This window comes from Nocardia sp. CWNU-33 (genome assembly GCF_046764895.1).
GTDB lineage: Bacteria > Actinomycetota > Actinomycetes > Mycobacteriales > Mycobacteriaceae > Nocardia.
The window spans coordinates 21,950-34,463 of the sequence record NZ_JBKOQN010000013.1; the positions used below are offsets into that span (position 1 = coordinate 21,950).

Annotated in this window: 14 protein-coding genes and 1 riboswitch; of the genes, 8 read left to right on the top strand and 6 right to left on the bottom strand. The window is 64.2% G+C overall.

Annotated elements, in window-relative coordinates:
• Positions 1 to 62 precede the first annotated feature (62 nt).
• The 3 genes from ACLMAL_RS19370 to ACLMAL_RS19380 all read right to left on the bottom strand — a co-directional run bounded on the left by ACLMAL_RS19370 (position 63) and on the right by ACLMAL_RS19380 (position 2,339).
• Positions 63 to 1,277 (bottom strand): O-succinylhomoserine sulfhydrylase, encoded by a 1,215-nt coding sequence (locus ACLMAL_RS19370; protein WP_412000347.1) that lies wholly within the window; start codon positions 1,275 to 1,277, stop codon positions 63 to 65.
• Positions 1,274 to 1,690 (bottom strand): rhodanese-like domain-containing protein, encoded by a 417-nt coding sequence (locus ACLMAL_RS19375; protein ID WP_412000348.1) that lies wholly within the window; start codon positions 1,688 to 1,690, stop codon positions 1,274 to 1,276. Before ACLMAL_RS19375 ends, ACLMAL_RS19370 begins: the two co-directional genes overlap by 4 nt.
• Before the next feature lie 14 nt (positions 1,691 to 1,704).
• A riboswitch (SAM riboswitch) is annotated at positions 1,705 to 1,821 on the bottom strand.
• Positions 1,822 to 1,883: 62 nt separating this feature from the next.
• Positions 1,884 to 2,339: a hypothetical protein gene (locus ACLMAL_RS19380; RefSeq protein ID WP_412000349.1), complete on the bottom strand. Its 456-nt coding sequence runs from the start codon at positions 2,337 to 2,339 to the stop codon at positions 1,884 to 1,886.
• Between the two features lie 340 nt (positions 2,340 to 2,679).
• Here ACLMAL_RS19380 and ACLMAL_RS19385 point away from each other — a divergent pair, with 340 nt between their 5' ends.
• From ACLMAL_RS19385 to ACLMAL_RS19405, 5 genes are all read left to right on the top strand, one after another.
• Positions 2,680 to 4,068 carry an FAD-dependent oxidoreductase gene (locus ACLMAL_RS19385; RefSeq protein WP_412000350.1) on the top strand — a complete coding sequence of 463 codons (1,389 nt, stop codon included), beginning with the start codon at positions 2,680 to 2,682 and terminating at the stop codon, positions 4,066 to 4,068.
• A 101-nt stretch (positions 4,069 to 4,169) separates the two neighbouring features.
• A complete protein-coding gene (locus ACLMAL_RS19390) occupies positions 4,170 to 5,045 on the top strand; it encodes an amidohydrolase family protein (protein WP_412000351.1) in 876 nt (291 codons plus the stop codon).
• A 182-nt stretch (positions 5,046 to 5,227) separates the two neighbouring features.
• On the top strand, positions 5,228 to 5,839 hold the full coding sequence (locus tag ACLMAL_RS19395; protein ID WP_412000352.1) for an SMI1/KNR4 family protein: 612 nt from the start codon (positions 5,228 to 5,230) through the stop codon (positions 5,837 to 5,839).
• A 154-nt stretch (positions 5,840 to 5,993) separates the two neighbouring features.
• Positions 5,994 to 7,709: a hypothetical protein gene (locus tag ACLMAL_RS19400; protein ID WP_412000353.1), complete on the top strand. Its 1,716-nt coding sequence runs from the start codon at positions 5,994 to 5,996 to the stop codon at positions 7,707 to 7,709.
• 149 nt (positions 7,710 to 7,858) lie between these two features.
• Positions 7,859 to 7,969, top strand: coding sequence for a helix-turn-helix domain-containing protein (locus ACLMAL_RS19405; RefSeq protein ID WP_412000354.1), 111 nt, complete (start codon positions 7,859 to 7,861; stop codon positions 7,967 to 7,969).
• Between the two features lie 323 nt (positions 7,970 to 8,292).
• Here the strand turns inward: ACLMAL_RS19405 and ACLMAL_RS19410 are convergent, their stop codons facing one another.
• Positions 8,293 to 8,949, bottom strand: coding sequence for a hypothetical protein (locus ACLMAL_RS19410; RefSeq protein WP_412000355.1), 657 nt, complete (start codon positions 8,947 to 8,949; stop codon positions 8,293 to 8,295).
• Between the two features lie 128 nt (positions 8,950 to 9,077).
• Positions 9,078 to 10,205: a cysteine hydrolase family protein gene (locus ACLMAL_RS19415; protein WP_412000356.1), complete on the bottom strand. Its 1,128-nt coding sequence runs from the start codon at positions 10,203 to 10,205 to the stop codon at positions 9,078 to 9,080.
• A 206-nt stretch (positions 10,206 to 10,411) separates the two neighbouring features.
• On the opposite strand from ACLMAL_RS19415, the gene ACLMAL_RS19420 reads away from it, so the two are divergent.
• Genes ACLMAL_RS19420 through ACLMAL_RS19430 form a run of 3 tightly spaced genes read left to right on the top strand, consistent with a single transcriptional unit; the run spans position 10,412 to position 11,494 of the window.
• Positions 10,412 to 11,014 (top strand): hypothetical protein, encoded by a 603-nt coding sequence (locus tag ACLMAL_RS19420; protein WP_412000357.1) that lies wholly within the window; start codon positions 10,412 to 10,414, stop codon positions 11,012 to 11,014.
• Between the two features lie 11 nt (positions 11,015 to 11,025).
• Positions 11,026 to 11,292 carry a hypothetical protein gene (locus tag ACLMAL_RS19425; protein ID WP_412000358.1) on the top strand — a complete coding sequence of 89 codons (267 nt, stop codon included), beginning with the start codon at positions 11,026 to 11,028 and terminating at the stop codon, positions 11,290 to 11,292.
• A 4-nt stretch (positions 11,293 to 11,296) separates the two neighbouring features.
• On the top strand, positions 11,297 to 11,494 hold the full coding sequence (locus ACLMAL_RS19430; RefSeq protein ID WP_412000359.1) for a TrmO family methyltransferase: 198 nt from the start codon (positions 11,297 to 11,299) through the stop codon (positions 11,492 to 11,494).
• Between the two features lie 76 nt (positions 11,495 to 11,570).
• Here ACLMAL_RS19430 and ACLMAL_RS19435 read toward each other — a convergent pair whose 3' ends face one another.
• Entirely contained in the window at positions 11,571 to 12,053 is a 483-nt protein-coding gene (locus ACLMAL_RS19435; RefSeq protein WP_412000360.1) for a DUF456 domain-containing protein, read from the bottom strand.
• Between the last annotated feature and the right edge of the window lie 461 nt (positions 12,054 to 12,514).

Sequence of the window (12,514 nt, forward strand, 5' to 3'; positions counted from 1 at the left end):
GTCGCCGAACGGGACATCACCGTGCTCGTTCTCGACGATGTCCCGCTCGCAGCGCGGACGCTCTAGCTGAGAGCGTGGTCGAGGTCGTCGAGAAGGTCTTCGACGTCCTCGAGGCCCACCGAGATGCGGACGACGCCGTCGGTGAGGCCGATGGTCGCCCGACCTTCCGGGCCCATGGCGCGGTGGGTGGTGGTGGCCGGGTGGGTGATGAGGGTCTTGGAGTCGCCGAGGTTGTTGGAGATGTCGACGATGCGCAAGCGATTGAGCACCTCGAAGGCGCGCTTCTTGCCTTCATCCGCAGGCGCGTTCAGCTCGAAGGTGACCACCGTGCCACCGCCGCTCATCTGGCTCACGGCCAGTGCGTGCTGCGGATGTGATTCCAGGAAGGGGTATTTCACCCAGCCGACAGACTTGTTGCCCTCGAGGAACTGAGCGATGCGCAGCGCGGATTCCGTGGAATGACGCACCCGCAGCGGCATCGTCTCCAAGCCTTTGAGCAGGGTCCACGCATTGAACGGGCTCAAGGCGGGACCGGTGTGGCGCATCAGATTCTTCACCGGGCCGTCGATGTAGTCCTGCGCACCGAGAATCGCGCCGCCGAGCACCCGGCCCTGGCCGTCGATGTGCTTGGTACCGGAATACACCAGGACGTCGGCGCCGAGTTCGAAACCACGCTGCAGCAGCGGCGTGGCGAAGACGTTGTCCAGCACCACCTTCGCGCCCGCGGCGTGTGCGAGTTCGGTGACCCGGCGCACGTCCACCAGCGTCTGCATCGGGTTGGCAGGCGTTTCGAAGAACACCGCCTGGGTGGGCACCGACAGTGCCTGCTCCCACTGATCCAGGTCGTCACCGTCGACGAAGACGGTTTCGATCCCCCAGCGCGGCAGAATCTCGTTGCACACCACGAAGCAGGAGCCGAACAGGCTGCGTGCGGCAACCAGTCGGTCACCGGCGCCGAGCAGCGCGCCGAGCGCGGTGAAGACGGCGGACATGCCGCTCGCCGTGGCGAAGCAGGCTTCGGCGCCATCCATCAGCCGCAGCCGCTCCTCGAACATGGCGACCGTCGGGTTGCCGTAGCGGGAGTAGACGAAATGTTCGACCTCGCCGGTGAACGCGGCCTCGGCGGCCTCGGCGCTCTCGTAGACGAAGCCGGAGGTCAGATACAGCGCTTCGGCCGTCTCCTCGAAACCGGAGCGCCGCAGGCCACCGCGCACGCCCAGGGTCGCCGGACCGACGCCATCGGGCAGTGGCTTGTCGAAGGAGCCTCCGGTGATCACGACTGCCGCCACGGGAGGCCGATGGCCCGCCAGCCGGAGCCGCCACGATGACCGGTCGCGTCGAGGCCGCCCTCGAAGCCATCCAGCACGTTGTAGGACGGTCCGATCCCGATCCCGGTCGCGGTGTTCGCGGCATGCGCGGAACGCTGGCCGGAGCGACACAGGAACACGACGGGAGCCTCCGGGTTGCGGCCGTCGAGCGCCTGGGTCAGCTGCTCGACGAACGCACCATTGCGGGTGCCGGTGCCGTCGACCCACTCGATCAGCACCGTCGGGCGCTCGATCGATGTGGTGTCGGGAACTCCGACGAAGCGCCATTCGGCTTCGGTACGCACGTCCACCAGGACGGCTTCGGGGTTGTCCCGCAGTAATTCCCACGCCTGCTGCGGGGTGATGTCACCGGCATAACTCATGTGGACCTCCTGTGAATCCGCTCTTGCCGCACCTGGGTTTCGGTGCGCGGCCAGGTCGTCACCCGGAGCACCCCGCCGCGGAGGAGGGTTGCCGACCAGCAAGCCGGGGCTTGACGCTGGTTCTCATGACCTGGTTCTGAGATTGCCTGGGCGGGGGTCACCCTGTCAAACCCCAGTTCACGACGCGGGATGGTCAACCGCAGATGAGCCAGCGGTCGCCCGATCGCGTCAGATTCCAGGTCACCGTGGCTGCCTTGCCGTCGACCTCGGTGGTGACCGTCGCCTTCGCCCGGTCACCGTCGACCATCGGATTCTCGATTTTTGTTATCTCGACGGTCTTTCCGGTTTCGAGGCCGCCGAGCTGGGTGGCCAGCGACGACTTGCGCTCGTCGAATCCGTCGCACGCCACACCCGGCGGCGGCATGATGTCGCTGCGACCGCGAGCCTCGGCGTAGTTGCGGACCGCCGCCGCGATGCGGTCTGCTTCTGTGACATTTTTCTCAGCCGGTGACAGCAGCCCGCCGAGCACGATCCCGACGACCACGATGACCGCGACCACCGCCGCCGCGATGAACGGCCACGGGGTGCGGGAGTCGGTCTGGTCGACCTCGATTACGGCGTCGCCGTCGGTGTCTTGCTGATCGGTCATGTTCACGATGATCCCTGGTCGGCGGGGTTATCGAGCGCCCACCCCCGAACTCGGCGACACGCCGCGGAGGATCCGTGCGCGCAGCGGTTACCTCGGGGCACACCGTGGGTAAGCAGTGGGAGGCAGGCCGTCGTGGCCGCAAGCCGGTCACCGCACCGGCGCGGGCTGCCACGCGGACCACCGATAGAATCGCGAGACTGCGGCCTGCTGTCATAGCTGATATGACAGCGAGTCGGCACCAGTGTCCGCACATCAGGTGCAACCACAGCGGCGCGTCGAGTTAGCCTAGGCTAAGACCGACGCCATTAATTGTTTTCGACCTTAAGGGTGCGCGTAAGAGATGACCGAACAGAGTGCAGCGACCCGCCCGCTCCGCATCGCGATCGTGGGCGCAGGGCCGGCCGGCATCTACGCCGCCGACGCCTTGATGAAGTCCGATGCGCAAGTGTCGATCGACTTGTTCGAGCGCATGCCTGCTCCGTTCGGGCTGATCCGCTACGGCGTCGCGCCCGACCATCCGCGCATCAAGGGCATCATCACCGCCCTGCACAAGGTGCTCGACAAGCCGCAGGTGCGCCTGCTCGGCAACATCGACTACGGCACCGACATCACCCTCGACGACCTGCGCACCTTCTATGACGCGGTCATCTTCTCCACCGGCGCCAACGCCGACCGCGCCCTGGACATCCCCGGCATCGGTCTCGACGGCAGCTACGGCGCGGCGGACTTCGTGTCCTGGTACGACGGACACCCCGATGTGCCGCGCACCTGGCCGCTGGAGGCCGAGAAGGTCGCCGTCCTCGGTGTCGGCAATGTGGCGCTCGACGTGGCACGGGTGCTCGCCAAGACCGGCGACGAACTGCTGCCCACCGAGATTCCGCCGAACGTCTACCAGGGCCTCAAGGCCAACAAGGCGGTCGAGGTCCACGTGTTCGGCCGCCGCGGCCCCGCCCAGGCGAAGTTCACCCCGCTGGAGCTGCGCGAGCTGGACCACTCCCCGACCATCGAGGTCATCGTCGACCCGGAAGACATCGACTACGACGAGGGCTCCGAGGCCGCGCGCAGGCACTCCAAGCAGGTCGACATGATCGCCAACACCCTCGAGCAGTGGGCCATCCGCGACGCGGGCAACCGCCCGCACAAGCTGTTCCTGCACTTCTTCGAGTCCCCTTCGGAGATCATCGGCGAGAACGGCCAGGTCGTCGGCTTGCGCACCGAGCGAACCCAGCTCGACGGCACCGGAAACGTCAAGGGCACCGGGGTGTACCGGGACTGGGACGTCCAGGCCGTGTACCGCGCTGTCGGCTACCTGTCGCAGAACCTCACCAACCTGCCCTTCGACGATCAGGCAGGCACCGTGCCCAACGAGGCCGGTCGGGTGATCGGTGACGAGAACGCGGACGGCGCCGACCGCTACCTGCCCGCCACCTACGTCACCGGCTGGATCAAGCGCGGCCCCGTCGGCCTCATCGGCCACACCAAGGGCGACGCCAACGAAACCGTGGCCTGCCTGCTCGACGACAGCACGAACTTCACCCCGGCCGCCCAGCCGGAACTGGACGCGGTGACCGCGTTCCTGGAGAGCAAGGGCATCCCGTTCACCACCTGGCAGGGCTGGTACCGCCTGGACGCGCACGAGCGCGCCCTCGGCGAGCCGGAGGGTCGCGAACGCGTCAAGGTGGTCGAGCGTGAAGACATGCTGCGTGCCAGCGAGCCGCACAAGGTCTGAGCCCCGCTCGGTGTGATCGCACCGGATCCAACCATGCAGGGAGCGGAAATACTGTCACGTCTGCGGCAGCGAAAACTCCGACACTGAGGCATTCTGTACAAGTGTTCGATGCCCATGTCCATATCTTCGACCCGCGGTTCCCGCTGGCCGAGAACGAGGGTTACCTGCCCGACCCGTTCACCATCGCCGACTATCGAAAGCGCATGTCGCGCTTCGATATCGGCGGTGGTGCCGTGGTCAGCGGCTCTTTCCAAGGCAACGATCAGACCTATCTCAAGGCAGCGCTCGCCGAATTGGGCGAGGGCTGGGTCGGGGTAACCCGCCTCGATCTCGACGCCACCGACGACGAGATCATCGAACTGGACCGGATCGGCGTGCGTGCGCTGCGCTTCAACCTCAAGCGCGCTGCCGCCGACATCACCGGCATGACCCTGCAGGCATTGCGCGCCCACGAGCTGGTCGGCTGGCATGTCGAGGTCTACATCGACGGCCAGATGCTCGGCTCGCTGCAGCCGGTCATCTCCAAACTTCCCGCCTTGTCCATCGACCATCTCGGCATGTCCGACGAGGGCCTGCCCTACCTCCTCGACCTGGTCGACCGCGGCGCCCGCGTGAAGGCAACGGGTTTCGGCCGCGTCGCCTCGAATGTCGCCAAAACGTTGCGCCGCATTCACACGGTGAACCCCGAAGCCCTCATGTTCGGCACCGACCTGCCCGGCACCCGCGCAGGCCGCCCGTTCAAGGACTCGGATGTGGATCTGATCTGCGACGTCGTCGGCACCGACATGGTCAAGGTCCTCGAAGACAACGCCCGCGCCTTCTACCGGCTGCCGGCCAGGAAACGCGACATCCCCACCGATCCGAACCGGACCACCCCCATGTTCCGCGCGGAACAGCCGACGTTGCCCTTGCGCCGCGACGAACTTCCGAAATTCGAGGCGGTGGCGGACACCATCCCGTTTCCGGCGATCGAATAGCGACGTCGGTAGCCTCGACGGAGACGGCCGAAACCACGCGGTGATGCTCTCGTTGGAGCCGGGTGGTGCACGGTAAGTGCCAGCAGCTGGGAGGGGAACGCCTGGGCGCAGCTCAGCCGACGCGTTCAGCACTTCCCACCTACGGAAGTTTCGAAATCCATTGCACCCCTATCGTTTCGGCCGTGGCGAAGTTCGAGGAAGTCCTCTCATCCTTCTGGCGGTACCCAACCGACGACGACCATGTGGCGTTGACCGACGCGGCGATCCGAGACGCCGAGGAAAAACTCGGTGTGCGACTTCCCACCTCGCTGTTGCGCCTGCTCCGGGTACGCAACGGCGGCATCGTCTCCGACCGCTGGGACGCCTTTCCCGTCGAGGGGTCGGGGTGGTCGGAGCATTACGCGTGCTTCGACTACCTCAACGGCATCCGCGACGAGGATGATTTCACACTCCTGGATACGCCGGACATGGTGCAGGAGTGGGAACTTCCCGCACCGGTCGTGCTCCTGCACGGCGATGGGCACTGGTGGGTCGCGCTGGACTATCGCGCCTGCGGCCCGACAGGCGAACCATCGGTCGTAGAAATCGACTCCGATGGACCGGAAGTCGTCTATCTCGCATCTGATTTCGAGTCGTTCGTCGAGGGGCTGACCTCGTCCGAACAGTTCTCGAGAGCTGATCAGCTCGCTGTAGCGACCGCCGACGCCCTGGCCGCTGAAGTTCACGCTGGAGCTCGAGCTCCGAAAATTGAACTACCAGACCGACTTCCACGCACAGGCCGGCCACCAGGATGAGGAAGAAACCGACAATGCCGAGGGGCGCCCGAGAAAGGGTACGGTCGGAAACACCGGCATCCTTCCTCTTTCGGGGTTCCGGTAGTAATCGCCGAAAATCCAACGAAGTTCGGTGTTGGTCCTGGTAGTCGGTACGGTCCGCTATGTTGCGACGGTGATGAAGATCGACTCGGACAGGCTGCAGGCCCTGCTTGCTGAACACTCGGTGACGCAGCAGTGGTGGCGGCTCCGCAGCCAAGCAGGGGAGTTGCTGGATCACGTGCGGGTGCTGGCCACCGATGCGGACCCGAGGATCCGACGACAGACATGGGATGCGCTGGATCTGCTTGTCGACGACAGCAATCGAGACGCCTTTTATCGGCTGCTGATAGACGGTCTCGCTGCAGCACAATTCCGCACGCTGCTGACCGACACCGATCCGGTGGTCCGAACGCGGGTGTGCTGGGTGAGAACTCGCACTGCCCCCGATAAGAAGCATCTCGTCACGATGGCGCTGGAGCTGCTGGCGGACGAGCGCTTCGACTATGCCTGGCCGGAATGCATCGAGGTGCTGCGCAGGCCGATACACTTCGACATCCTGGTCGGCGCGCTGGCGGATGCGCCGAGCGAAGGGCTGGGTGATCGGCTGTTGGTCACCCTCGGCCTGCCTGCCGCGACTCGCTTGCCTGAGATCCCGCTCGAGCAGCCGGCCTCGCCCATCGACTGCTCACAGCGGTTGAGCAATCGGTGCGACGATGTCGTTGCCACACGCCGATGCAAGCACCTTCCTGTTGTTGTCGCGCTGCTCGGTAGTTCGTTCGAATCGGTCCGCAACGAGGCGATGTGGGCACTTAATCGTTCGGGTCCAGGCACGGCCGATCTATTGCGGTCGGTGCGGCGGTCGGACCCGTCGGTGCGGCGAGCAGCACTGGTGATGCTTGCCGAGTTCGGGTGGGATCAGATCCCTGCGGAGGATCTGGTGATACTGCGGCGATTGATCCAGCTGAAACAGCGGGACCAGGCACCCGAACCGCTACACCTCTCGGGGCTGAACGGAGCGTGGTACGCCTTGCCGACCACCGATCAGGCCGCGGTCCTGGACGCACTCGACCTCACTGATCCAGTTCCTGCGACGATGCGCATGGGATTCGCCCCATGGCAAGGGGCGCGACCGCAGGCCATGCCCACCGACCGTTGGGCTAACCAGAAAGGCGACTTCTGGACCGAGAACGCACAGCGGTACAAGAGCGACCCCAACCCCGAGGTGTTCGTCACCCCGGCACTGGACGGGTGGACCCTGGTCTTCTGCTGCAACGAGACACTCGGTGGAATGACACCAGGCTCGACCTCGGTGCCAAGCCGGTACGAGATGTATCGGCGGATAGAGCAATTGAGCCAGCGGTTCGGAACCGCGCACTGGTACGAACAGTTCGTCGACGACTTCGTGCCGACTACCTGGAGCCAGTGGTGCATCGCCCGGGACGGCGAAATCCACCTGCACTGTGTGTCTTCCGACGACGTCAGGGTCTATCGATGCCAGGAAGACAACCCCATAGACTCACTCGACGAGCTGAACGCGTGGATCGAAGCCAACGACCACAGACGCGAGCCTCGCCCGGCTCGAGAGGAACAAGCTCGGGCAAAAGCGTACGCGGCCATGCTGGAGGAGCGTGGCGGGGACGATCGCTTGCCCATAGAAGACGAGGAGCCCGAGTATCCCCTCATGGCAGACTCCGCGCAGGACCTGGTATTCGGAGCAGGTGCAGTGGCACAGCGATTGTCGATAGACCTGGAGAGCCTCGGCCCTCACACCCCGGTCCAACACACCGGAGTACTGGCCACACCACGCTCGCTACGACACCGCCTACGCCGCGGCGCGCTACCGATCTGACCCACAACGCAACAGTCTCGGCACAAACCAGATCCGACGACCTCATCGGCGAAGGCACCCTCGAAGGCCTGGAATCCGCCCGGGCCGCTGCCGAGGCGGCGGCTCGGCCAGCCGCTCTGACCGAACTGCAGGCGCTCGAAGCCCGCGAGATGTACGACGAAACCGACCAGCAAGGCCGGAGCCGATACACCGTCGCTCAGATCGCCGACACCTTCAGCGTCTCCCACAAAACCATCTACCGCTACCTGACCACAACCTGAACCCCAGCCTCTACCAAGCGAAATGCCGAACTTCGTTGGATTTTCGGCGATTACTACCGAAACGCCCTTTCGGCCCGGCGGGAAGCATCGAGATGACTATCCCCAGCAGCCCCACCAGGAATTACCAGGCCGACAAGTAATAAGAACCACCCCTGATAAGCGTATGTTTCCACAGGGAGCCCGATCCAACGACGGGCGACTCAGAGGCGTCGGCGACTGCCGATCCCCGGAAAGTCGAGCAGCAACGCGGGGCCTCGACACGCCTGTCGCAGTTCGTGACCTGTGGTTGCGGACAATCGAGCTGGACTGCTGTCGCTCCGTCTTCAGGTAGCCGCGCGGTGGCTCATCCACGGCCCGCCGACAGCGGAGCGCGTGGCCTTGAAGCCCGGTTCGAGGTCCAACACATCGATCAATGTCGGATCCTCGTCGATGGCATGGCTGAGACGCCCGATCCGGCCCTCGTCGCGGGCAGCGGTGGGCCCGATGAGCTGCCACAGTTCGTCGTCATCGTCATTGGAGACCAGCAGGACGGGCTCCTGCTTCTCGAAGACCTCCGGGGTCTGGATACACGGCGTCAACAGCAGCCAGTGGCGCATCCACCAGGCCCGCGGGTCGCTCGCCATCACCTGGTCGGCAACCCACCATACAAACGGCAGGTCTGGGTGGGCGCGGGCCTGCTCGGCGGTCAGATCGGGGCCGCCCTCCGGCACCCGCTCGAACGGCTCGTCCACAAGCGCGAATGCGTACCCGCCGTTGCGGTCGAGAACTACTGCGTGGAAAGTTCCGCCGCCCGGGTTCCCAGCCCCGAAGCCGAGGGAGAGCCGTCCGACGTGCGGGTCGGAACCGGTTACCCAGCCGAATGAATACGACGCGAGTTCGCCTCCAGGACCCACGAACTCGCCGAACGCCCGCCGATCCATCCCGGTCGCGTCGGGCGTCGGTACCTCGATCAGCTGACCCGCTGTAACTTGTCCATCCACGAGCTGATCTTAGTTGCACTTAGAACTCAGTTCAGAATGAGTTTGCGGAGGCACTGACAGCGGGAACTCACCCATCATCCTCACGTCGGGCAAGATGCCCGACGCCCGCTCGTACCCGGCTTGTGTTGTCAGCTTGGTTCCGGGATGCCGATCTCTTCGCTGAGTTCCGGGGTGAATACGACCATCACGTTGTCGAGGCCGAGCCAGAAGTTGTAGCCGGTTCCGGAGGGGCCGGACGTGCCTGCCGCGATCCATACGGCCTTGTCGTCGATGCCGAGACGGATGGCCGCCGGGTATCGGATTCCGTCGTCGGGATGGTTGTCCCAACAGATGTCGGCTGTGACGATCGGTTTGTCGACCAGATCGACCCAATACTGACCGACGGTTGCCGGTACCGGCTTGATGCCGCCGAGGTCGAGTCGAAGGACCTCGGACATCGGTTTGCGGAAAATCTCCATCCCGTATTCGGTGAAGGCATCGGTGGTTCTCGCCGAGTAGTGCCGGCCGCTGTCGGTGATCAGTTCGACGCCCATCCGCGGTTCGTCCCAGCCGGGACACTCCCATTCATCGACGTAGATGTCCTCATCGTCGGTGGTCAGCAGGTAGTACACGACCTCGGTGATGCGCTCACCGCGCAGTTCGGCAACGATCGCCGTCAGTGACTCCTCGGCGCATTGGATTGCCTCCCGTGACATGCGTTGCGGTGTCGGTGACGGCAGCCACTCGGCGCAGGTGACGACCTCGAAACCGCGACTGGGGAAAACGGTATCCATGAAGAAGTCGTGCATTGTCGGTTCGGCGTCGGCGCAGCCGTCGCGCAGAACGATCACCCGGTAGTCGCGGTCTGCTGCGTCGTAGCACGTTGCAGCTACCATTGCGCTGGTGGCGACACCTGCGATCGCGAGCGTGTCGACACCGTTCGCACGGAGTATGAGGTCGAGATCGGTGCCTGCGAATGCGCTGGCACGGCGCTTGGACACGATGACATCCTTTGCGGCGACCGGCAATTCGATCTCCGTTCCGGGTGCCCCCTCATGAAAGGCGTCGCTCGCTTCGTGGAAGGTTCGGAACAACTCGCTGTGTCGCGGCAAGTCGATTCCATTGGGGCGCAGGGCAAATCGCACGAACACTACAAGCGTGCCGACCTCGCGAACTCGGGGGAGCAGTTCGTACAGTGGGTCCACCACCTGTGCGGCGAATGGATAGTTGGTCGTGATGCCCCGCTGGACGTCCCCGATGATCAGTGCTGTGTTCACGATTGACCCATCTTGCCCGACTTCACCGCTGGAAGTTGAAGGAGGTGGCTTATTTTGAGTTCAGACCTTGTTCAGGACAACGCAGCTCGGGTATCAGTAGGGGTCGGGCATCCTGCCCGACTTCGTGGGCTGGAAGGGGAAGGTTTCAGCTGAGGTGAGGCGGGCCGAAGCTGATGACGAACCGTTAACCGGCCATTTTGCGTGCGATGGCGCATCAAGCCATTGACCTCGGGCATTTTCCGGAAGGGCTGCGGCTCGCTGAAGCCTCGGTGAGCGGCACTCGCTACCAGGCCGCCTGTCCACGTGAGCGGGCGCTCTTGAAGGTTGTGCACGCCAAGGCATTGAGCGCGGCCGGCTATGTCGCCGAGTCGGCGAAAGCCCTTCTCGAGGCTGAACAGGACCTTTCAGCCGCTTCCGACTCGGATCGCGAGCCCGCGCGGGTGTTCTTCTTCTCCGAAGCCAGCCTCGCGCACGAAACCGCGTGCGCACTGCGTGATGCAGGCAACCTTGTTGGTGCCGCCGAGCAATTCCAACGCAGCGTCCGCAAACGCAAGGCTACGACGTTTACCCGGACTCACGCGGTTACGCTTGGCTATCTTGGCACTGCGCAGGCTCGCAGCGGCGAACTCGAAAGTGCGTGTGCTACATGGACATCTGCGCTTAGCGCGATGGAACGGGTGCAGTCAGGACGAACCCGGAACGTTGCCCGTGACATACGTGCAACGGTGGCGCCTTATCTCGGTCGGGTCGCCGGCGTGAACGAGATCGACGACCGAGCCGCAGAGTATCTGGCCGCAAATGGGAAGTAGGACAGAGGTATATGGCTGACGAAGTGTTTGAAGTGGTGCCGGTTGCATATGTGGTCGGTGGCCGCCACGAACCTACTGACGATCACTGGGGAGGTGCCGAGGCAATCATTCGCATTGATAACAGCCGGTTCTCCGAAGAGTCGGTCCAAGGCTTGGACGCGTTCAGTCACCTCGAGATCGTGTTCCGGTTCCACTTGACCGATCAAACGGATCTGCACTTCGGCGCGCAGCGCCCGCAACAACCCCGAATGGCCGAAGGTCGGCATCTTTGGACATAGGAATATGCGGCGGGTCAATTGGCTTGGGGTATCCCGTACACGGCTGCTACGCGTCGACGGGCTGGATCTGCACGTAGCTGAGCTGGATGCCGTGGACGGCACACCCGTGCTGGACATCAAGCCGTGGTTTGAGGAGTTCGGCCCACGTGGAGAGATTCGGCAAGCTCCATGGTCCAGCGAGATGCTGAAGGACTACTTCTAGGACGTGCACTAGGGTTGCCCCTGAGAGCGAATGGATTTCGCGTCGTGTCGCAGCCCTGGCGTCGGGATGACCTGAGTTACGCCACTATCGCGCCGATGACCCACACTCCCGTCGCCAGCAGCGCACCGAACAGCTCGATCAGCATCGAAAGTCCGACACCCTTGAGCGCGTGAACTGTTGCCTGCCAAGCCTGTTGGTTTTCCCGGAGCCGCTGAAGTTCCGAAAGGTAGACGCCGAGAACAAATCCCACGAACAGACCGACCACCGGGATCACGAAGAAGCCGACGATGCCCAGGACCGCCCCGAGGAAAAGGGCCCGGTTGGAGACACCCGCGTCCTTCATCTTTCGGCCGGGCCAGGTGTATTTGATGATGCCCGACAGCACGAGGAACGCGGTTGCGATCGCAAACACCGTCCACGCGGTCGCACCGCCCTGGACGAACGCCCAGACCGCAATCGCACCGAAGATCAGGATGACACCGGGGAGTATCGGGACGATTATCCCCAACAGCCCCACCAGAATTACCAGGCCGACAACGACCTCACCCCACACACTCACTGCTGGTCCCTCCGGTAGTGGCGTCGTGTCACGCTGCCTGGATTCTGGCGTATCGGCTGGTTCCGCGCAGAGGCGGCCGAGGTGAGCACCACCGTTGCCGAGGCCGAGCGCTTGGGCGCAAAGGTATTGGTGCCGCCCACGACGAACGAATCCGGCTTGGCCTTCGCTCAGCCCGCAGACATCTAGGCAATCGACTAGCTACCTCCACCCCGCCACCGACGGCCTAAGCCCTCATGGGGGTGCGTCGTGATGCGGCGCACCACCCCCCGCGAAGTCGCGTACGAAGGCGGACAGTTCGTCGGTGGTCGAGGGCGGCCAGCAGGCAGGTGGTCTCCCGAGCCGTTTTGTCGGCGAACTCGGGGTCCTCGCCCGCGTTGCAGGTCTCAATTCCTGACGTTCAGCTATACATCAGCTACTAGTATCGCCATGGGTGCCACGCCAGGAGGCCACGGCGCAGTAGA